Origin of the sequence: Streptomyces sp. Y7 (genome assembly GCF_043195415.1) — a bacterium.
Classification (GTDB): Bacteria; Actinomycetota; Actinomycetes; order Streptomycetales; family Streptomycetaceae; genus Streptomyces.
In genome coordinates this window covers 21,944-41,949 of the sequence record NZ_JBIDDQ010000023.1, presented here as the reverse complement: position 1 = coordinate 41,949, position 20,006 = coordinate 21,944, and the positions used below count along the sequence as shown (strand labels likewise).

General features: G+C 72.8%; 17 protein-coding genes. 15 read left to right on the top strand and 2 right to left on the bottom strand.

What is annotated here, in order from left to right; genetic code table 11:
* The first annotated feature begins 378 nt into the window (after positions 1–378).
* From lnt to ACGFW6_RS35740, 4 genes are all read left to right on the top strand, one after another.
* Positions 379–1,989 (top strand): apolipoprotein N-acyltransferase, encoded by a 1,611-nt coding sequence (gene lnt / locus ACGFW6_RS35755; protein WP_393519613.1) that lies wholly within the window; start codon positions 379–381, stop codon positions 1,987–1,989.
* A gap of 68 nt (positions 1,990–2,057) precedes the next feature.
* Positions 2,058–2,537 (top strand): NUDIX domain-containing protein, encoded by a 480-nt coding sequence (locus tag ACGFW6_RS35750; protein ID WP_393519610.1) that lies wholly within the window; start codon positions 2,058–2,060, stop codon positions 2,535–2,537.
* A gap of 54 nt (positions 2,538–2,591) precedes the next feature.
* Entirely contained in the window at positions 2,592–3,401 is an 810-nt protein-coding gene (locus ACGFW6_RS35745; RefSeq protein ID WP_393519607.1) for a 3-hydroxybutyrate dehydrogenase, read from the top strand.
* 76 nt (positions 3,402–3,477) lie between these two features.
* On the top strand, positions 3,478–5,424 hold the full coding sequence (locus tag ACGFW6_RS35740; protein WP_393519604.1) for a helix-turn-helix domain-containing protein: 1,947 nt from the start codon (positions 3,478–3,480) through the stop codon (positions 5,422–5,424).
* Positions 5,425–5,484: 60 nt separating this feature from the next.
* Here the strand turns inward: ACGFW6_RS35740 and ACGFW6_RS35735 are convergent, their stop codons facing one another.
* Both ACGFW6_RS35735 and ACGFW6_RS35730 read right to left on the bottom strand, forming a co-directional pair.
* Positions 5,485–6,882, bottom strand: a complete 1,398-nt coding sequence (locus tag ACGFW6_RS35735; RefSeq protein WP_393519601.1) for an MFS transporter — start codon at positions 6,880–6,882, stop codon at positions 5,485–5,487.
* A gap of 423 nt (positions 6,883–7,305) precedes the next feature.
* Positions 7,306–8,400 (bottom strand): serine hydrolase domain-containing protein, encoded by a 1,095-nt coding sequence (locus ACGFW6_RS35730; RefSeq protein ID WP_393519598.1) that lies wholly within the window; start codon positions 8,398–8,400, stop codon positions 7,306–7,308.
* A gap of 750 nt (positions 8,401–9,150) precedes the next feature.
* On the opposite strand from ACGFW6_RS35730, the gene ACGFW6_RS35725 reads away from it, so the two are divergent.
* The 11 genes from ACGFW6_RS35725 to ACGFW6_RS35675 all read left to right on the top strand — a co-directional run bounded on the left by ACGFW6_RS35725 (position 9,151) and on the right by ACGFW6_RS35675 (position 20,004).
* On the top strand, positions 9,151–9,396 hold the full coding sequence (locus ACGFW6_RS35725; RefSeq protein ID WP_393519595.1) for an acyl carrier protein: 246 nt from the start codon (positions 9,151–9,153) through the stop codon (positions 9,394–9,396).
* Positions 9,393–10,610, top strand: a complete 1,218-nt coding sequence (locus ACGFW6_RS35720) for a beta-ketoacyl-[acyl-carrier-protein] synthase family protein (protein ID WP_393519592.1) — start codon at positions 9,393–9,395, stop codon at positions 10,608–10,610. Before ACGFW6_RS35725 ends, ACGFW6_RS35720 begins: the two co-directional genes overlap by 4 nt.
* Positions 10,611–10,654: 44 nt before the next feature.
* The gene (locus ACGFW6_RS35715; protein WP_393519589.1) at positions 10,655–12,388 is read left to right on the top strand and encodes an acyl-CoA dehydrogenase family protein; all 1,734 of its coding nucleotides are present in this window, start codon (positions 10,655–10,657) and stop codon (positions 12,386–12,388) included.
* Entirely contained in the window at positions 12,385–13,371 is a 987-nt protein-coding gene (locus ACGFW6_RS35710) for a beta-ketoacyl-ACP synthase III (RefSeq protein ID WP_393519586.1), read from the top strand. The genes ACGFW6_RS35715 and ACGFW6_RS35710 overlap by 4 nt, the downstream gene beginning before the upstream one ends.
* A gap of 70 nt (positions 13,372–13,441) precedes the next feature.
* On the top strand, positions 13,442–14,665 hold the full coding sequence (locus tag ACGFW6_RS35705; RefSeq protein WP_393519583.1) for an FAD-dependent monooxygenase: 1,224 nt from the start codon (positions 13,442–13,444) through the stop codon (positions 14,663–14,665).
* Between the two features lie 58 nt (positions 14,666–14,723).
* Positions 14,724–15,509, top strand: coding sequence for a hypothetical protein (locus ACGFW6_RS35700; RefSeq protein ID WP_393519580.1), 786 nt, complete (start codon positions 14,724–14,726; stop codon positions 15,507–15,509).
* 30 nt (positions 15,510–15,539) lie between these two features.
* The gene (locus ACGFW6_RS35695; RefSeq protein WP_393519577.1) at positions 15,540–16,706 is read left to right on the top strand and encodes an inositol-3-phosphate synthase; all 1,167 of its coding nucleotides are present in this window, start codon (positions 15,540–15,542) and stop codon (positions 16,704–16,706) included.
* A gap of 1 nt (position 16,707) precedes the next feature.
* The gene (locus ACGFW6_RS35690) at positions 16,708–17,577 is read left to right on the top strand and encodes an SCO3242 family prenyltransferase (RefSeq protein WP_393519574.1); all 870 of its coding nucleotides are present in this window, start codon (positions 16,708–16,710) and stop codon (positions 17,575–17,577) included.
* Positions 17,574–18,461 carry a sugar phosphate isomerase/epimerase family protein gene (locus tag ACGFW6_RS35685; protein ID WP_393519571.1) on the top strand — a complete coding sequence of 296 codons (888 nt, stop codon included), beginning with the start codon at positions 17,574–17,576 and terminating at the stop codon, positions 18,459–18,461. The genes ACGFW6_RS35690 and ACGFW6_RS35685 overlap by 4 nt, the downstream gene beginning before the upstream one ends.
* Positions 18,458–19,150 carry an EboA domain-containing protein gene (locus ACGFW6_RS35680; protein WP_393519568.1) on the top strand — a complete coding sequence of 231 codons (693 nt, stop codon included), beginning with the start codon at positions 18,458–18,460 and terminating at the stop codon, positions 19,148–19,150. The genes ACGFW6_RS35685 and ACGFW6_RS35680 overlap by 4 nt, the downstream gene beginning before the upstream one ends.
* Positions 19,147–20,004, top strand: coding sequence for a TatD family hydrolase (locus ACGFW6_RS35675; RefSeq protein WP_393519565.1), 858 nt, complete (start codon positions 19,147–19,149; stop codon positions 20,002–20,004). Before ACGFW6_RS35680 ends, ACGFW6_RS35675 begins: the two co-directional genes overlap by 4 nt.
* The last annotated feature ends 2 nt before the right edge of the window (positions 20,005–20,006 follow it).

The following is a 20,006-nucleotide window of genomic DNA, read 5'->3' as shown; positions in this document are numbered from 1 at the left end:
TCGGGACGCCGTGTGGTGCCGCACCGGGGTGGTGACGGACCACATGTGGCGTCGTGGGGAGAGGGGAGCGGCGCCCCATGAAGGGGCCCCATGAATGTGGTGCCGCATGAATGGGCCCTATGAATGTGGTGCCGCGCGGGGCGGGACCCTGTGTGGCGGTGCCCCATGCACAGGGGGGCGGGGCGCTGCGCGATGCTTCGGTCGGAGTGGACCGGAATCTATGTGGTGTCTCGCGCGGAGGGCACCAAGGGGCCGCCCGGAGTCTCGCCGGAAGCAGTGTGAGCTCGGTCTTCACCGGGCTCGGCCGCGTGCGGAGCGCCCTGCCCGCGAGACGGACCGCGCTGTCCGTGCCAAGGTCAACCGCCGTACACTCCCGGAGTGACCGTCACCGCAACCTCCGTGGACGAGTCGGACCAGCTCGACCCGCAGACCGCGCCCGCCTCCCGCGCGGCACGACTCGTGTGCCTGGTTCCGGCCCTCGCCGCGGCGCTCTCCGGAGTGCTGCTCTACGTCAGCTTCCCGCCCCGCACCCTGTGGTGGCTGGCAGTGCCGGCCTTCGCCGTCTTCGGCTGGGTGCTGCGCGGTCGCAGCTGGAAGGCGGGTCTCGGCCTCGGCTATCTCTTCGGCCTCGGCTTCCTGCTGCCGCTGCTGGTGTGGACCGGTGTGGAGGTCGGCCCCGGCCCCTGGATCGCGCTCGTCGTGATCGAAGCGGTGTTCGTCGCCCTGGTGGGTGCGGGGGTCGCCGCGGTGTCGAAGCTGCCGGGCTGGCCGGTGTGGGCGGCGGCGCTGTGGATCGCCGGAGAGGCGGCGCGCGCGCGTGCCCCGTTCAACGGTTTCCCCTGGGGCAAGATCGCGTTCGGGCAGGCCGACGGTGCCTTCCTGCCGCTCGCCGCGGTCGGTGGCACGCCGGTGCTGGGCTTCGCGGTCGTCCTGTGCGGTTTCGGTCTCTACGAGATCGTGCGCCTGGCCGTGGAGCGGCGGCGCACCCGCGCCGTGCAGCGCTCGGCGGCGGCCGTGGCGCTGCTGAGCGTCGCCGTGCCCGTGGTGGGCGCCGTGGCCGCCCGGCCGCTGGTCAGCGACAAGGCCGAGGACGGCACCGCGACCGTCGCCGTCATCCAGGGCAACGTGCCGCGCGCGGGACTGGACTTCAACTCCCAGCGACGGGCCGTACTGGACTACCACGCACGGGAGACCGAGCGGCTGGCCGCCGAGGTCAAGGCGGGCAAGGTCGAGCAGCCCGACTTCGTGCTGTGGCCCGAGAACTCCTCCGACATCGACCCCTTCGCCAACGCCGACGCCCGCGCCGTCATCGACAAGGCCGCCAAGGCGATCGGTGCGCCGATCTCGGTGGGCGGCGTCGTCGAGCGGGACGGCGAACTGCTCAACGAGCAGATCCTGTGGGACCCGGAGAAGGGCCCCGTCGACACCTACGACAAGCGTCAGATCCAGCCGTTCGGCGAGTACCTGCCGCTGCGCTCGCTCGTCGGGGCGATCAACGAGGACTGGACCTCGATGGTCCGCCAGGACTTCAGCCGGGGCAGCGAGCCGGGCGTGTTCACCATGGACGGCGCCAAGGTCGGCCTCGTCACCTGCTACGAGGCGGCCTTCGACTGGGCGGTCCGCTCCGAGGTCACCGACGGCGCGCAGATGATCTCCGTGCCGAGCAACAACGCCACCTTCGACCGCAGCGAGATGACCTACCAGCAGCTCGCCATGTCCCGCGTCCGCGCCGTCGAGCACAGCCGGACCGTCACCGTGCCGGTGACCAGCGGCGTCAGCGCGATCATCATGCCGGACGGCGAGATCACACAGCGGACCGGCATGTTCGTGGCCGACTCCCTCGTCCAGAAGGTCCCGCTGCGCTCCAGCGAGACGCCCGCCACTCGCCTCGGCATCCTGCCGGAGATCGCCCTCGTGCTGGTCGCGGCGGGCGGCCTCGGCTGGGCGATCGGCTCCGGGATCCGCGCGCGACGCGCCGCTGACGCGTAGCCGTACGCCGGTCGCGCGCCCCCGGAAGCTGCGTGGGGTGCCGCCACCGGCCGGTTAGGGTCGTGGACATGGCTACTCCTGACTTCATACGCACGATCCGTGCCTCCGCCGGTCACCAAATGCTGTGGCTCCCCGGTATCAGCGCAGTCGTCTTCGACGACGAGGGACGGGTCCTGTTGGGGCAGCGCGCGGACAACCACAAGTGGACCGTGGTCAATGGCATCCCCGACCCCGGAGAGCAGCCCGCGGCCTGTGCCGTACGGGAGGTGTACGAGGAGACGGGTGTCCGGTGCGTCCCCGAACGGGTCGTGCTCGTCAGGTCGAGCCCTGAGGTCACGTATCCCAACGGCGACCTGTGCCAGTTCATGGACATCACCTTCCGCTGCCGCGCGGTCGGCGGCGAGGCACGGGTGAACGACGACGAGTCGGTCGAGGTGGGCTGGTACGAGGTGGACGCGCTGCCCGAGATGGAACAGGGCCAGCTGTTCCGGATCAAGCAGGCACTGGCCGATGAACCCACGTGGTTCGAGCCTATGAGTACGGACTGAAGTATGGGTTGCGACCATATGTGGCCTGGTAGGAGCGCTGCCTAGGGTCGAACCATGACCCCGCCCAGCACCCTCCCGGCCCAGGGCCCGTCCTTGCCCTCCCCGCTCGACCTCGGCGGCCGCACCGCCCTTGTCACCGGAGCTGCCGGTGGCATCGGCAGAGCCTGTGCCCTACGGCTCGCGGCCGCGGGGGCCAAGGTCAGAGCGGTGGACCGGGACGCCGCCGGACTGGAGGAACTCGCCGAGCACACCCGCGGGCTCGCGGGCGCCGTCGAACCGCACGTCCTGGATCTGACCGATCTGGACGCCGCGGAGCTCGCCGCCGCCGGCACCGACATCCTCGTGAACAACGCGGGGCTGCAACTCGTGCGCCCCATCGAGGAATACCCGCCCGACGTCTTCCACACGGTGCTCACCGTGATGCTGGAGGCACCCTTCCGGCTCATCCGTGGTGCCCTGCCCCATATGTATGGGCAGGGCTGGGGCCGCATCGTCAATGTGTCCTCCGTACATGGGCTGCGCGCCTCGGCCTTCAAGTCGGCCTATGTGGCCGCCAAACACGGCCTGGAGGGACTCTCCAAGACCGCCGCCTTGGAAGGCGCACCACACGGCGTCACGTCCAACTGTGTGAGCCCCGCCTATGTGCGCACCCCCCTGGTCGAGAAGCAGCTCGCCGACCAGGCCAAGGCGCACGGCATTCCCGAGGAGCGGGTGCTGTCCGAGGTGATGTTGCAGGACAGCGCCGTCAAGCGGCTCATCGAACCGGAGGAGGTCGCCGAGGCCGTGGCGTATCTGTGCAGCCCGCACGCCTCCTTCGTGTCCGGTACCTCGCTCGTGCTCGACGGTGGCTGGACCGCGCACTGACCGGCCGGGGGCCGGCGGGATTCCGAGTTATCCACAGGGCTGACGGGGCGGCGGTGCGATGAGTAATCCTGTCGGCATGCCCCGCGATCACATGCACCCCGACCAGCGCTCGCCGGCCGATGCCGGAGCGCCCCTGAGCAGTGCGGAGACACCGTTCCTGGAGCTGCTGGCCAGGGGCGCGTCCGCCGACGCCTATGAGCAGCCGGTGCTGCTCGCCCGTGCCGAGGGCCGATCCACCGAATGGATCGTCGCCCTCGAACAGGCCAAGCTGCTCGCGCTGCGCGTCCGCTCCGAGCTGGAGGGACGGCGTAGACGCGAGGCCGAGCTGTCGGCCCTGTTCGAGACGGCCCACGACCTGGCCGGCCTGCGGGACCTGGACGCCGTGCTCCAGGCGATCGTGCAGCGCGCCCGGTCCCTGCTCGGCACGGACGTCGCCTATCTGAGCCTGAACGACCCGGCCCGGGGCGACACCTACATGCGGGTGACCGAGGGCTCGGTCGCCGCCCGCTTCCAGCAGCTGCGGCTCGGCATGGGGGAGGGCCTGGGCGGACTCGTCGCACAGACCGCCCGCCCCTACGTCACCGACGACTACTTCAAGGACGACCGCTTCCAGCACACCCTCACCATCGACGCCGGAGTGCGTGACGAGGGGCTCGTCGCCATCCTCGGAGTGCCGCTGACGCTCGGCCACCATGTCATCGGGGTCCTCTTCGCGGCGGACCGGCGCGCCCGGGTCTTCGAGCGGGAGCAGATCGCGCTGCTGGGCTCCTTCGCCGCCCTCGCCGCGGCCGCCCTCGACACCGCGAACCTGCTCACCGAGACCCGGTCCGCCCTCGCCGACCTGGAACGGGCCAACGAGATCATCCGGGACCGCAGCGGAGTCATCGAACGCGCCTCGGACGTGCACGACCGGCTCGCCCAACTGGTGCTGCACGGCGGCGGAGTGCACGAGGTGGCCGCCGCCGTCTCCCAGGTCCTCGACGGCACGGTCGAGTTCACGGAAGCGGCCGCGACACCGGCCAGGGCACTGGAGGCATCCCGCGCCGAAGGCCACGCGGTTCGGCACGGCGACGACTGGATCGCCGCCGTGGTCGCGGGCGGCGAACTCCTCGGCGCACTGGTGCTGCGCGGCCACCCCGGCCTCGACCCCGTGGATCAGAGCACCCTGGAGCGGGCCGCGACGGTCACCTCGCTTCTCCTGCTCGCCCGACGCTCCGCGGCCGAGGCCGAACAGCGTGTCCGGGGCGAGCTGCTGGACGACCTGCTCGACGCCCGGGACCGCGACCCGCGGCTGCTGCGCGAACGCGCGGCGCGGCTGTACGCCGACCTCGACGCCACCCATGTCGTCCTCGCCGCCCGCCTCGACGTCGCCGCGGCCGACGCCGACCAGGAAGCGGCCGCCCGCAGACGCCTGTGGTCCGCCGCGTCACACCTCGCCGCGACCCGGCACGGCCTGGCAGCCGCCCGCGACGGCGGCACGGTGCTGGTCCTGCCCCTCGAAACGGGGGAAACCGCCACCGCGGTGGCCCGCAGAACCGCCCGGCACCTCGGAACGGCCGTCCAGGAGTCGGTCACCGTCGGCGCCTCCGCTCCCGTGGAGCAGCCGGCCGCCCACCCGGACACCGTGGCCGCCGCCTACGAGGAGAGCCGACGCTGCCTCGACGCCCTGCGGCTGCTCGGCCGCTCCGGGGACGGCGCCGCCGCGGAGGATTTCGGATTCCTCGGACTGCTGCTGGCCGGGGACCGGGACATCGCGGGCTTCGTCGACCGTACGATCGGCCAGGTCGTCGCCTACGACGAGCGACGCGGCACCGATCTGCTGCAGACCCTCGACGCGTACTTCGCCTGCGGCATGAGCCCGGCCCGCACCAAGGACGACCTGCACGTCCACGTGAACACCGTCGCGCAACGCCTGGAGCGCGTGGGCCGCCTCCTCGGCGCCGACTGGCAGAGCCCCGCGCGGGTCCTGGAGATCCAACTGGCCCTGCGTCTGCACCGGTTGTCGGCACCGACACAGCGCTGACCCCCGCACACTCCGGGCGTACGGGGGCCGGTTCCTCGGGGTGGCCCTACGGGCCGGCCGTCAGACGGTGTGCGCGTCCGCCGGCCGGGCCGACGCGGGCTCCGCGTCCGCCGAGCGGTCGACGTCGGCCAGATCCCGGTGGCGGGTCTCCTTGGCGACACCGACCGCGATCAGCGTCAGGACGGCCGCGCCGATGACGTAGAGGGCGATCGGGGTGGAGCTGCCGTAGGAGTCCAGCAGCGCGGTGGCGATCAGCGGGGCCGGAGCACCCGCCGCGACCGAGGCGAACTGGGCGCCGATCGAGGCACCGGAGTAGCGCATCCGGGTCGCGAACATCTCGGAGAAGAAGGCTGCCTGGGGCGCGTACATGGCGCCGTGCAGCACCAGGCCCACGGTCACGGCGAGGAGCAGGTTGCCGAAGCCGCCCGTGTCGATGAGCGAGAAGAACGGGAACATCCACAGCCCGACTCCGGCCGCGCCCAGCAGATAGACGGGACGGCGACCGATACGGTCCGACAGGGCGCCCCAGCCCGGGATGACCGCGAAGTGGACGGCCGAGGCGATGAGGACCGCGTTCAGCGCCGTCTGCTTGGAGACGCCGGCCGATGTGGTGGCGTAGACCAGGATGAACGCCGTGATGACGTAGTAACTGATGTTCTCCGCCATACGGGCGCCCATCGCCACCAGCACGTCACGCCAGTGGTGCCGCATCACGGAGACGAGCGGCAGCTTCTCGGCCCCGGCGTCGGTCTCGGCCGTACGCGTCGACTTGCGCGCCTCGGCTTGAGCCAACGCCTGCTTGAAGACCGGCGATTCATCGACAGACAGACGAATCCACAAACCGACGATCACGAGGACCCCGGAGAGCAGGAAGGGGATCCGCCAGCCCCAGCTGCCGAAGGCGCTGTCCGACAGCACGGCCGTCAGCAGCGACAGCACACCGGTCGCGAGCAACTGACCGGCCGGCGCACCCGTTTGCGGCCACGAGGCCCAGAACCCCCGCCGTCGTGCGTCCCCGTGCTCCGACACCAGCAACACGGCCCCGCCCCACTCACCACCCAGAGCGAAGCCCTGCACCAGCCGCAGCACGGTCAGCAGCACGGGTGCCGCGGAGCCGATGGTCGCGTGCGTCGGCAACAGTCCGATCGCGAACGTTGCCCCACCCATCAGCAGCAGGCTCAACACCAGCAGCTTCTTGCGCCCGAGCCGGTCCCCGTAATGCCCGAACACGAGCGCACCGATCGGCCGCGCGGCGAACCCGACGGCGTAGGTCAGGAACGACAGCAGGGTGCCGACGAGCGGGTCGGAGTCCGGAAAGAACAGCTTGTTGAAGACGAGGGCGGCGGCCGAGCCGTAGAGGAAGAAGTCGTACCACTCGATGGTGGTGCCGATGAGGCTGGCGGCGACGATGCGCTTGAGGTTGCCGGGTGGTGGGGGAGCGGTGCTTGCGGAGGCCATGTTCGCCACTTCCTCGTGTGCGGTGGGGACGGGTGTGTGTTCGCACACGGTAGGAATCTGCTGGTCAGGGGCACATGTGGTGGGACTACATAGTTCGGGGGCGGGGTGTGCGTGCTGCCCCCATGCCTGCGCCGGGAAGTCCGCCCTACAGGCTTAGGTGGTAGAGGAGTCGGCCCGTCCTCGTGTCGCGTGCTTTGAGTGGAGGTAAGGACGGGGGAGGGCACTGTGCCGGTCCACCGCGGCGGCCAGGAGCGCGCTGAACCCCGAGTCCTCGTCCAGGTCGATCAGCGCGATGTCCACGGATTCCGGGTCGCCGGCGCACGCGGGGTTCGCGTGGCAGCGCAAGCGGTGGTGGAGGCTGGGTCGTTGTTGCAGGTCCGGTCGGCGACTGATCGCCGATCGCGTAATTTCCAGAGCTTCCCGTCACGCATTCAGCGGGACCGCCGACGACACCTCGGCCAGGAGCCGCTGCACCTCGGCGCCCCAGCGCGAGACGATCACCAGATCGCGTGCCGGGTCCACCCACAGCAGATGGTTTCCGCCATTGCCGCGGGCGCAGCGGCCCGTGCGCGGGGCTCCGGGCCACACCGTGCCGCCGTCGTTGAGCCACCATGACAGGCCGTACTCGGGCTTGACCGGGCAGGGCGACCACAGCTCCTCGATCCAGCGACACGACAGGACCTGACTCCCGCCCCATGCCCCGCCGTTCAGACACAGCCGGCCCACGCGGGCCAGGTCCAAGGCGCTGATCCACAGGCCGCCGCCCCAGTGCGCGCCTCCCGAGACGACCTGCAACCTGCTGCCTGGCCTCTCGATCACCGAGTTCTCGTAGCCGTGCCAGGACCAGTCGGCAGAGGCTGCGATCGGCGTCATGACCCGCTCGCGCAGCACGTCCGGCAGGGCACGGCCGAACAGGAACGTGAGAGCCAGCGCGGTGAGGTTCACGCGGACGTCGTTGTAGGCCCAGCCGGCACCGGGCGCACCGCCCGCCGACTCGGTGCCCTCACGGGTGCTCTGCGCGTCCACCCACGTCGGCTTGGACCACAGCTCGCCCTCCCACTGACTGGTCTGGTCCAGCAGGTGGCGCCAGGTGATCGCGCGCCCGTGGGCGGTGCCGAACTCCGGCAGATCCACCGACTGTGCCACCGGCTCGTCCAGGCGCAGCAGCCCGTCGTCGAAGGCGACGCCCGCCACCAGCGACAACACGCTTTTCGTGGCGCTGAAGGCCATCTCCGCCCGGGCCGGGTCGCCCCACGAGGCAAGGATCGCGCCGCGCCGCACGACGACCCCCGAGGCGCCGTGTCCGTCGAGGAGCGGGCCCATGACCTCGCGATGGGAAGGGTCGGACACCTGGCGGGCGAGGTACGACGCCATGTCGTCGATACCCGCCACCGACCGCTCCGCCTGGGCCCGCACGGCCCGCGTGAGGGACGTCCTGTCGACTCCCTCCCAGGGGGCGACGGACCGCTCCGCCTCATCCAGGACCTCACCGTCGTATCGCGATGTCACCGCGTCCACGCCCAACCTCCGCCGCCCATACCGCACACCTGTCATCTGCTCGGCCACTCGCCGGCCTACCCGGTCACCAGCCATCCAGCGTCGCAACCCTCCGATCGGCTCGGCGGGGCACATCCTGTCGAGCCGTCCCCTCCGGCCGCATCTGTTGATGGCGTCCTGCAGGCTGCTCCTGCACGGAAGTTGGGAGAGCCCGCCTGTGCCGAGGCGGATCCGTGGCCCACTGACCCTGTCTGCGGGCGCGTCGCGTATCTGGCGGCTCGGGCTTCGTCTGCTCGCCGACGGTCCCGGTGAGCATCCGCCCCGATGATCTGGCAGGAGTCCATCACGCTTTCGTTCGTCCGAGCGGCGGCCGTCAGCCGCAGCGCGTTCGAACGGCGGACCGTGGTGTCGCTCGCGGTGCCGTGCGACTCCTGACGCGCTCAACCTGACTCCGTGGACACGCAAGATCGTCGTTGCCTCCAGGCAGCGTGCCCCGACTCGATTCATTCTGCGCTCAAGTTCGATATCGCGCGCATCACAGGTCACTTCGGCAACAGATCCAACCCTTGCTCAGGTTGGCGCCGGCCGCCGTGCTCCTGCGCCGCCCGACAGGGATTCCGGCCCGTACAAGCCCTCCGAAGCAGCTGCCGCCCAGCCGCCGCGCACGTGATAACCGCGCGATAGGTGGCTCATATCCGCCGCCCCCAGAGTGGTCTCCGACCTCGCCGCCAGCGCTGGTCGCATCCCGACAACCGACAGAGGTGACAGCGAATGAGCATCGACGCGAAGACGATCGTGCACACCATCCTGGCCGAGGACCTGGAGGTCGATCCGGCCGAGATCGCGGACGACGTCAACCTGCGCACCCTGGAGCTGGACTCGCTGGCCGTCGCCGAACTCATCGTGCGGATCAAGGAGGAGACCGGCGTCGACCTGGGGGGCGAGGAGACCCGCATGGCCGACCTCACCGTCGGGGACGTCGTCGCCCTCGCCGGATCGGGGCGGGAAGCGGCGTGACCGACGGGACCGTCGCCATCACCGGTACCGGACTGGTCACCCCGGCCGGCACCGACAGCGACAGCACCTGGGACGCGCTGTGCGCGGCCCGTTCCCTGGAGTCCGGTGACCCCGAGCCGCTGGAGGGCACCGGCGTACGGCACAGCCTCCGAGTGCCGCCCCTGCCGCCCGGCCGGCTCCGGGGGCGCGGCACCGCCCGCACCGACCCGTTCATCCGGTTCGCCCTCGCCGCCGTCGAGGAGGCCCTGGCCGCGTCGGGCCTGGACCCGGAAGGCTGGGACGGCAGCCGTGTCGGCGTCGTCGTCGGCTGCGGCCTCGGCGGCGCGACGACCCTGCAGGACCAGCACGAGCGGCTGGCCCGCGGCGGCCCCGAGATCGTCTCCGCCTACCTGCACCCCCGTTCACTGACCAACATGGCGGCCGGCGCCATCAGCCTGCGTTACGGGATCACCGGCCCCAGTCACACCGTGGTGGCGGCCTGCGCCTCCGGCGCGGTGGCGCTCGGCCTCGGTAAGACCCTGCTCGACGCCGGCCTGTGCGACACCGTCGTGGCGTGCGGCACCGACGCCGGTGTGACGCCCCTGGTGGTGTCGGGCTTCGCCCGCATGGGCGCCCTGTCCCCGCAGAAGGGACCGGACGCCTCGCGGCCGTTCGACGCCGAACGCGACGGTTTCGTCATCTCCGAGGGCGCGGCCGCCGTCGTCATGGAGAAACCCGCCAAGGCACGCGCCCGCCACGCCGAGGTGCTCGGCCGCCTCCTCGGCTACGGCAGCACCTCCGACGCCCATCACCCCACCGCCCCGCACCCCGAGGGCGCGGGGGCCGAGGCCGCCGTCCGGCAGGCCCTGGAACAGGCCCGGCTGAGCCCCTCCGACGTGCGGACGGTCAACGCCCACGGCACCTCGACCCCGGCGAACGACCTGACCGAGGGCAGGCTCATCGCGCGGATGTTCCCGCACGGCCCGTCGGTCACCGCGAACAAGGGGCTGCTCGGCCACACGCTGGGCGCGGCCGGCGCGATCGAGGCCGTACTCGCGCTGCGGAGCCTGCGCACCGGGATCCTCCCGCCGATCGCGCACACCGAGCGGGCCGATCCGCAACTGCCCGAGCTTGACCTGGTGCTGGGCGGTTCCCGCAGGCACGGCGCGTCTGTCGCCCTGAGCACCTCCTTCGGGTTCGGTGGCGCCAACTGCGCCCTGGTGCTCGACGCCTGACCCACCGCCGCACCGAACCGAGCGACCCGACCCTGGGGGAGTCCATGACGCAACGCGAGAAAGAGCTGGCCCGGGTGCTCGCCGGACCCGAGTTCACCCCCGTCCGGCCGGCCGGCGGGAGCCTGTACGACTACAGCCTGCTGACGCTCCGCCGGGCCAGACTCCTCAACGACGCCGGACTCACCGCGAACTCGCTCTGGCTCGGACGCGGGGACAGCGCGGCCTTCCCCGAATTCCTGCGCACCATGGGCTGGATCGGTGCCTACGACCTCTCGCTGCTCAACGTCCTGGTCTCGCACCAGATCGCCGGCGACGCGCTGCTCAGCCACGGAGGCCCCGGTCAGATCCGCTCCTACGGCCCGGAGATCGACCGGATGGCGAAGGTGTACTGCTTCGCCGCCTCCGAACCGCACGCCGGATCCGACCTGAAGCGGGTACGCACCACGGCCGTCTACGACCCCACGGACCGCACCCTGGTGCTGAACACACCGAGCCCCGCCGACGCCAAGGTGTGGATCGGCAACAGCCTGCACAGCGGCGACGTGGCCATGGTCCTCGGCCGCCTCGTCGTCGCGGGCCGCGACGAGGGCCACCACTGGTTCAGGGTGCCGCTGCGCGAGGGCGGAAGGACACTGCCCGGGGTACGCATCGGGGCCGCCGAGCCCAAGGGCGGGGTGACGGCGAACCAGACCGGCGTGCTGACCTTCACCGACTGCCGGCTGCCGCTGTCCGCGCTGATGGACCGGTGGGCCGCCATCGGCCCCGACGGCTCCTACCGCTCCCCGCTGCCCCGGCACCGGCGGTTCGAGGAGTGTCTGGCGACCTTCACCCACGAGCGGCTCTTCCCCTCCGCGGGCGCCGCCCACGCCCAGCGCCTCGCCTGCGCCGTCACCACCCGGTTCGCGGTCGCCAAGCACGCGTTCGGGGCACCCCTGATCGCGCACGCCCACTACCGCATGCGGCTCTCCACCGCCGTGTGCCGGGCCCTCGCGGCCCGCCACGCCCTGGAGGCACTGACCGCGGTCGCCGTGGCCCGCTCCGCCGAGGGCGCACCCGCCCGCGACCAGGTGGTGCACGCGTTGATCTCCTGCGGCAAGTCCGGCTGCACCGGCGACGCACGGCACACCCTCGCCGAGACCCGCGAACTGTGCGGCGGCCTCGGCTACCACGACGACAACCAGATCAGCCCGCTGCTCCACGACTACGAGATCGCCGTCACCTTCGGCGGTGACAACACCGTCCTCGGCTACCAGGCCTCGCGCTACGCGCTGCGCCACCGCGAGCAGTTCGACGCCGTCCTCGACGAGGCGGTCGCCGCGGCCGGTCACGCGGACCCCGTACTGCGGATGCGGCAGATCTGCGACGCCCTGCTCGACCGGTTCGAGCAGTCGGGCCCGGGTGAGGCCAGCACCCGGTGGACCCGCGCGGTCTACCAGACGCTGGCGCTCGGCCACTGGGCCGCCCACCCCGAGGGCCCGCTGGGCACCCGCCTGATGGACCAGTACGCGGCCACCTGCCTGCTGGAGCACGCGCTGACCGGACTGCGGGCCGGGGTGCTCGACACCGACCTGGTGCTGCGGCTGGAGGAGACCCGCGAGGCGGCCGCGACCGCCCCGCTGGACGGGCTGGAACTGCTCGGCGCCCTCGCCGTCCCGGAAGAGCTGATCAGCGCGCCCATCGCCCGCCCCGACTTCGCCGAACGCCATGTGGCCGCGGCCCACCAGGACCACCGGGAGGCCCCGCACATGGCCGTAACGGAAGGAGGCACCGCCGCATGACCGGCACCCACCCGGCCCCCGCGGCCGTAGTCACCGGCCTCGGCAGGTGTCTGCCGGAGACCGTGGTCACCAACGACGACCTGTCCCGGCACCTGGACACCGACCACGCCTGGATCCTCAGCCGCACCGGCATCGAACGCCGCCGCCGGGTGGCGCCCGGCACCGGCACCGGCGACCTGGCCGTCGCCGCCGGCGCGGCCGCGCTGAAGTCCGCCGGCCGGGAGGACTGCGATCTCGTCCTGCTGGCGACCACGACACCCGACCTGCGCTGCCCGGCCACCGCCCCCACCGTGGCGAGCCGACTCGGCCTCGGGGCAGCCGCGTTCGACCTGTCGGCCGTGTGCTCCGGCTTCGTCTACGGACTCACCGCGGCGGCCGCGATGATCACGGCCGGAACCTGCGAACGTGCCCTGGTCATCGGCGCCGACGTCTACTCGTCCATCGTCGACCCGGCCGACCGGGGCACGGCCGTCGTCTTCGGGGACGGCGCCGGCGCCGTCGTCCTGGAGCGCGGCCGGCGGGACGCGCCCGGCGCGCTGCTGCACGCCGAACTCGGCAGCGACGGCACCGGGGCCGACCTGATCACCATCCCGGCCGACGGCACCCACCTGACCATGCGCGGACGCGAGGTGTACACCCGAGCCGTCACCACCATGACGGAGTCGGCCCGGTCCGTGGCCCGGGGCGCGGGCTGGAGCACGGACGACATCGACGCCTTCGTCGGGCACCAGGCCAACCTGCGCATCCTCGCCTCCGTGGCCAAACGCCTCGGACTGCCCCCCGAGCGCGTCGTCTCCAACATCGCCGAGGTCGGCAACACGGCCGCCGCCTCCATCCCGCTGGCCCTGGCCGACGCCGCCGCCGCGGGCCGGATCCGGGCCGGCGACCGCGTCCTGCTGACCGCCTTCGGCGGCGGCCTGACCTGGGGCTCCACGGCACTCGTGTGGCCCGATACGGAAGCGGTCTGCGACGTACGGAGGTGAGCCCGCCACCCGGGCTCGCGGCACCGATGCCGCACAACGAACGGCCAGTCACCCACACGGAAGGAAGCACGTGGTGCCGAGGACACGGATCGCCATCGTCGGCGCGGGAATGGGCGGGCTCGCCGCAGCCGCCGCCCTGACCCGCACCGGCCACGAGGTGCGGGTGCACGAGCAGGCCCCCGCGCTCGGCGAGGTCGGAGTGGGCATGCACCTGACGCCCAACGGCACCCGCATCCTGGAGCGCTGGGGTCTCGGCGAGGCCCTGCGCGTCCACGGGGTGCAGCCGGTCGCCATGGAGGTGCGCGAGTGGGCCGGCGGCACCACCCTGGTGCGCCGGCCGATGGGAGAGGCGTGGCGTGCCGAGTTCGGAGCGCCGTACTACACCATCCACCGCGCCGACCTGCACGCCCTGCTGCTCGGACTGCTCCCGCCCGACACGGTGCGAGTGGGCCGTCGGCTGGAGCGGTTCACCGACGACGGGGACGCGGTCCGGCTGGAGTTCGCCGACGGCAGCGTCGAGGAGGCCGACGTCCTGATCGGCGCCGACGGCGTCCACTCGGTGGTCCGCCGCGCCCTGCACGGCCCCGACACCCCCCTCTTCGCCGGCCAGAGCGCCTTCCGCGGGCTCGTCTCCCGCCGGGACGTGCCGAACCTGCCGGACGACAGCGTCGTGGTGTGGGCGGGCCCCGAGGCGCGCATGCTGCTCCACCCGGTGCGCGGCGGCGAGCAGCTCACCTTCGTCGCCGTGGTCCCGGGCAACGAGGGGCACCTGGAGTCGTGGAGCGCCCCCGGCGACCTCGACGCCCTCACCTCGGCCTTCACCGGGTGGAACCCGGACGTCGGCTCCCTGGTGGCGGCCGTACGGGAGACCCGGCGCTGGGAGCTGTACGACCGCGAGCCGCTGGCCTCCTGGGGAGCGGGCGCGGTCACCCTCCTCGGCGACGCCGCCCACCCGATGCTGCCCCACCACGGCCAGGGCGTCGGCCAGGCCGTCGAGGACGCGGCCGTCCTCGCGCACTTCCTCGGCGCCCCGCACGCCGCCGGTTCCACGGCGTCCGGCCGGCGCGAGCACCTCACCGACGCACTGCGCCGCTACGAGGCGGTCCGCCGGCCGCACACCGCCCGCGTCCAACTCGGCTCCCGCGACAGCGGTTCGCAGCGGCTGCGGCCCGCCGCCGGCGCCGCGCCCAAGGACGCCATGTCGTCCCTGGTCCAGGACGTCTCCTGGATCCAGCGCCACGACGCGGAGGCCGACCTCCCGTCCGCCGCCGCACCGGTCGGCCTACCCGTCTGAGGCCGCCACACCCCCCGACCATCCCGTCCGATCCGCTCACTACAGAAGAGGAAGAACCGTGCAGAATCACCTCGGCAGGCGTCAGGTCCTGCGCACGTCCGTGGGCACCGCCGTCGCGGTCGGCCTCGGCGCGGGCGGCCTGCTCGCCGCCGCGCCCGGCGCGTCCGCCGCCGTGAACACCCCCCGGCACGACGCGTTCCCGGAGGTGCCGGGCATGCTCGGCGACCGGCGGGCCAACGAACTCTGGTACCAGTTCGACGAGGTCACCCTCTACAACGCGTCCCCGGAGCTGGAGCAGGCCTACGCCGACATCGCCACCGCCCTCGGCGACAAGTGGGAGCGGGCCATCTTCGACACCTGGATGAGCATGGCCAAGTCCAGTGAGTACCCGCACAACTTCACCGAGTACGTCACCCCGATCCGCGGCCCCCTCCAGGTGCTGTCCAAGGCGCAGCTCGGCGTCCTCGACACCTACTACCGGCCCCACAGCCGCGGACTCGTGAGCGCCTTCGCCGACTTCGCGCAGGGCGTCCTCTACGACCCGCGCCGCGAGCGCCCGGTGCACACCATGAACGGCAATCCGCCGCCCGGATACCACATCTGGTTCATCTTCATGCGCGCCATGACCCTGCTGGGCATCGACCGTCACCGCTGGGAGTGCATCGCCCCGATCAACGCCATGGCCTGGGCGGTGCAGACCATCGCCAAGCCGGACCAGTGGAACGTCAAGGAGCCCCTGCCGCGGGCCACCGTGGCCCGCGAGGCGGCGAAGTGGCTGCCGCGCGGCATCACCCGCCTGGACCGCGACTTCCAGTCCTACCCCTACCCCGAAGGCATGAGCTGACGAGTCGGCCGCGGCCCTGAGAGGACTCCCATGCGTACCGGAATCTGGCTGGTGGGCGCCCGTGGCTCGGTGGCGACGACCACCGTGGTGGGCGCCGCCGCGCTGCGCGCCGGGCTTCTGCCCGCCACCGGGTGCGTCAGCACCCTCGACCCGTTCCGCGAGCTGCCCCTGCCCGGCTTCGACGAGCTGGTCTTCGGCGGACACGACGTCGCGGCCACCCCTCTGGGCAAACGGGCCGGCCAGCTCGCCGAGGCGGGGGTCCTGCCACCCGGCCTGCCGGACCTGGTGGCCGCGGAACTGCGGGCGGCGGACGCCGAGATCCGTCCGGCCCCGCACACCGAGGGCCCCGCGGGGCGGGCCGCCGTGGACGCGGTCGCGGCCGACCTGACCGGGTTCCGGGAACGCCACGGACTCGACCGGGTCGTCGTCGTCAACGTCGCCTCCACGCAGCCACCCGCGAAGCCCCACCCGGCGCACGCCTCCCTCGGCCTGCTGCGCGAGGCACTGGACCGGGGCGAGCGGGTGCTGCCCGACAGCGCCCTCCACGCCTGCGCCGCACTGGACACGGGCTGCGCCTTCGTCGACTTCACCCCGTCGACGGGGGCGCGGCTGCCCGCCCTGGACGAACTGGCCCGGCAGCAGGGGCTGCCGTACGCCGGCAGTGACGGCAAGACGGGGGAGACCCTGGTCAAGTCGGTGCTGGCACCGATGTTCGCCCACCGCGCCCTGCGGGTGCGGTCCTGGTCCGGCACCAACCTGCTCGGCGGCGGCGACGGCGCCACCCTCGCCGACCCCGCCAGCGCCGCCAGCAAGACCGACTCCAAGGCGATGGTGCTCGAAGGCGTCCTGGGCCATCCGGTCGACGGCGGCGTGCACATCCACAACGTGCCCGACCTCGGCGAATGGAAGACGGCCTGGGACCACATCACCTTCGAGGGCTTCCTCGGCGTGCGCATGTCCCTTCAGTTCACCTGGCAGGGCTGCGACTCGGCTCTGGCCGCGCCGCTCGTCCTCGACCTGGCGCGGTTCACGGCTCTCGCCCACCGGGCGGGCGTCGCGGGACCGGTGCCGGAGCTCGGCTTCCTCTTCAAGGACCCGGTCGGTCACGGCGAGCACGGGCTGGAGGCCCAGTACACCGCCCTCGTCGACTGGGCCCGCGGCCTCGGCGAGACCGTGGCCGGTCCGGCGGAGCGGTGACATGACGCCGTCCGCGCGGGCTGTCCTGACCCTGGTGCGCGCCCCCGCCGCGCTGTCCGTGCCCGGCGACGTGCTCGCGGGCGCGGCAGCGGCGGGGCGGCCGCTGCGGCCCTCGACGCTCGGCACGATCGCGTCCTCGGTCTGTCTGTACTGGGCCGGCATGGCCCTCAACGACTACGCCGACCGCGACCTCGACGCCGTGGAGCGGCCCGAACGCCCCATCCCCAGCGGCCAGATCAGCCCCGCGGCCGCCCTGACCGTGGCCGGCGCGCTCACCGCGGCCGGCCTCGGCCTCGCCGTTCTCGCCCAGGGTCGGCGGGGGCTGCTCTCGGCGCTGCCGCTCGCCGGGACCGTATGGGCGTACGACCTCGCCCTGAAACCGACCCGGGCCGCCGCGCCCGCGATGGCGGCCGCCCGCACCCTCGACGTGCTGGCCGGCGCGGGACCCGGCGGGCTGCGCAGGGCGCTGCCCACGGCCGCCACGATCGGCCTGCACACCGGCATCCTCACCGCGCTCAGCCGCCACGAGGTGTACGGAGCCCCGCGCGCCGTCCCCCTGACCTCGCTGGCCGCCGGACTGACCGTCGGCGCCGCGACGTTCGCGCGCGGCCGCCGCGCCCGGCCCGCCGACCGGCTCACGGCGGCCCTGTGCACGGCCGTGTACACGGCCGGCGGCGTGCGGGCGCACGCGGTCGCCGCCCGCACGCCGTCCTCGCTGCGGGTGCGGCAGGCCGTCGCCGCCGGCATCCACGGGCTCATACCGTTGCAGGGCGCGCTCACCGCGACGGCCGGGCGCGGCGCCCTGGGCGCCTGGATCGCCGCAGGTCTTCCGCTGGCCCGCCGACTGGGCAGAAAGGTGTCACCCACATGACGTCCTGCGCACCACCCGTCCCGATCCGCTTCGGGTACGGCACCAACGGCTTCGGCGACCACACCCTGGACGACGCCCTGATGGTCCTCGCGGACCTCGGGTACGGGGGAGTCGCGCTGACCCTGGACCCCCGCCACCTCGACCCGTTCGCCGACGACCTGTCCGCGCGGGTGCGGCGGCTGGCGGCACGCCTGGACCGGCTCGGCCTCGCCGTCGTCGTCGAGACCGGCGGACGCTACGTCCTCGACCCCTGGCGCAAGCACCAGCCGGTGCTGATGTCCGACGAGGGCGCCCAGCGGCGCGTCGACCTGCTGCTGCGCGCGGTGCGCGTCGCGTCCGAACTCGGCGCGGAGGCCGTGTCGTTCTGGTCCGGCACCGCCGATCCGCAGCTGCCGCGGCGGACCGTCTGGGACCGGCTGCTGGCGGGCTGCGCCACGGTCGTCGAGGCAGCCGAACGCGCCGGGGTGCCGCTCGGCCTGGAACCCGAACCCGGCATGTTCATCGACACGCTCGACGCCTACGACGACCTCCTTGGCCGGCTCGGCCACCCGGACGCGCTCGGCCTCACCCTGGACATCGGGCACTGCCGCTGCCTGGAACCGCAGCCGGTGGCCGACTGCGTCCGCCGCGTCGCCGACCGGCTGGTGAACGTCCAGATCGACGACATGCGCCGGGGCACCCACGAGCACCTCGAGCTCGGCACCGGCGAGATCGACTTCCCGCCCGTGCTGGCCGCACTGGCCGAGAGCGGATACCGCGGACTGACCTCCGTCGAACTGCCCCGGCACAGCCACGCGGCGGTGACCGTGGCCCGCGACTCGCTGAACTTCCTGCGCACGGCCGAGAACCTGGCCGTAGCGGGGCGCGAGGAGGCGGTGGCGTGACCCCCACCCGCGACCACGAACTCCGGCACCAGCCCACGCAGAGCCCGCCGCCCGGCACGCCCGCCGAGCTGGAGACGCTGCTCCCCGAGCATGCCGCCGCATGGCTGACCGGGGCCCGCGCGCAGCTGCGCGAGGACGCGGACACCGTCGACGGACTGTTCGCCGTGGCCGCCCGGCGCTGCGGCCGGGACGCGGCGGCCGGCGCGAACGCGGCCGGATGGACGGTCGACGACGCCGTACGTGCCCTGCTGCTGGCCTCGCTCCCGCTGCGCGGCGCGGAGCTCGCGACCGTGGTCACCCGGCTCTACCAGGTCGGTGGGGCGGCCGAACGGCGGGCCGTACTACGGGCGCTGCCCCTCCTGGAACGGTCCGCGGACCTCGGCGACCGGGCCCTGCCGCTGGTCGAGGACGCCCTGCGCACGAACGACCTGCGGCTGATCGCCGCCGCCGTCGGCCCCTACGGCGCCCGGCACCTGGACGCCCACTCCTTCCGGCACGCCGTGCTCAAGTGCGTGTTCGTCGGGATCCCCCTGGCCGGGGTGTCCGGTCTCGCCGACCGCGCCGACACCGAACTCACCCGCATGATGGCCGACTTCGCGACCGAGCGCCGCGCGGCAGCCAGGCCCGTCCCGCCCGACGTCCTCGCCTTTCTGGACACCCATCCCGCACCGACGGAGGCCTCGACGTGACGCGCATCTTCGACCCCCACATCCACATGACCTCCCGCACCACCGACGACTACGAGGCGATGGCCGCCGCCGGGGTGCGCGCGCTCGTCGAACCCGCGTTCTGGCTCGGGCAGCCGCGCACCGGCGTCAGCTCGTTCACCGACTACTTCGACTCGCTGCTCGGCTGGGAGCCCCATCGCGCCGAGCAGTTCGGCATCCGGCACCACTGCGCGCTCGCCCTCAACCCCAAGGAGGCGAACGACCCGCGGCTGGCCGACGTGCTGGACGTCCTGCCCCGCTACCTGGTCCGCGACCGGGTGGTGGCCGTCGGTGAGATCGGCTACGACTCCATGACCCCGCAGGAGGACAAGGCGTTCGCGGCGCAGCTCCAGCTGGCCGTCGAGTACGAACTGCCTGTCCTGGTCCACACCCCGCACCGGGACAAGGCCGGCGGAACCCGCCGCACCCTCGACGTCGTCCGCGAGTCCGGCATCGACCCTACCCTGGTCGTCGTCGACCACCTCAACGAGGTGACGGTGCCCCAGGTCGCCGACAGCGGCTGCTGGATGGGGTTCTCGATCTACCCCGACACCAAGATGAGCGAGGAGCGCATGGTGGCGGTGCTGCGCGAGCACGGCACCGACCGGATGCTCGTCAACTCCGCCGCCGACTGGGGGCGCAGCGACCCGCTCACGACCCGGCGCACCGCCGACGCCATGCTGGCCGCCGGGTTCGACGAGGACGCCGTGGACAAGGTGCTGTGGCGCAACCCCGTCGCCTTCTACGGGCAGAGCGGACGCCTGGAGCTCGAGACGTCGGACACGGCGCCGGCCGCCGAGTTCGAGGGCAGCTCGATCCGGCGCGGCGAGAGCTAGGA

Bases quoted from the DNA above. Each gene is read 5' to 3' on its own strand.
- ACGFW6_RS35750 (WP_393519610.1), top strand. From the start codon at position 2,058: ATGGCTACTCCTGACTTCATACGCACGATCCGTGCCTCCGCCGGTCAC.
- ACGFW6_RS35745 (WP_393519607.1), top strand. From the start codon at position 2,592: ATGACCCCGCCCAGCACCCTCCCGGCCCAGGGCCCGTCCTTGCCCTCC.
- ACGFW6_RS35740 (WP_393519604.1), top strand. From the start codon at position 3,478: ATGCCCCGCGATCACATGCACCCCGACCAGCGCTCGCCGGCCGATGCC.
- ACGFW6_RS35735 (WP_393519601.1), bottom strand. From the start codon at position 6,882: ATGGCCTCCGCAAGCACCGCTCCCCCACCACCCGGCAACCTCAAGCGC.
- ACGFW6_RS35725 (WP_393519595.1), top strand. From the start codon at position 9,151: ATGAGCATCGACGCGAAGACGATCGTGCACACCATCCTGGCCGAGGAC.
- ACGFW6_RS35715 (WP_393519589.1), top strand. From the start codon at position 10,655: ATGACGCAACGCGAGAAAGAGCTGGCCCGGGTGCTCGCCGGACCCGAG.
- ACGFW6_RS35710 (WP_393519586.1), top strand. From the start codon at position 12,385: ATGACCGGCACCCACCCGGCCCCCGCGGCCGTAGTCACCGGCCTCGGC.
- ACGFW6_RS35695 (WP_393519577.1), top strand. From the start codon at position 15,540: ATGCGTACCGGAATCTGGCTGGTGGGCGCCCGTGGCTCGGTGGCGACG.
- ACGFW6_RS35690 (WP_393519574.1), top strand. From the start codon at position 16,708: ATGACGCCGTCCGCGCGGGCTGTCCTGACCCTGGTGCGCGCCCCCGCC.
- ACGFW6_RS35685 (WP_393519571.1), top strand. From the start codon at position 17,574: ATGACGTCCTGCGCACCACCCGTCCCGATCCGCTTCGGGTACGGCACC.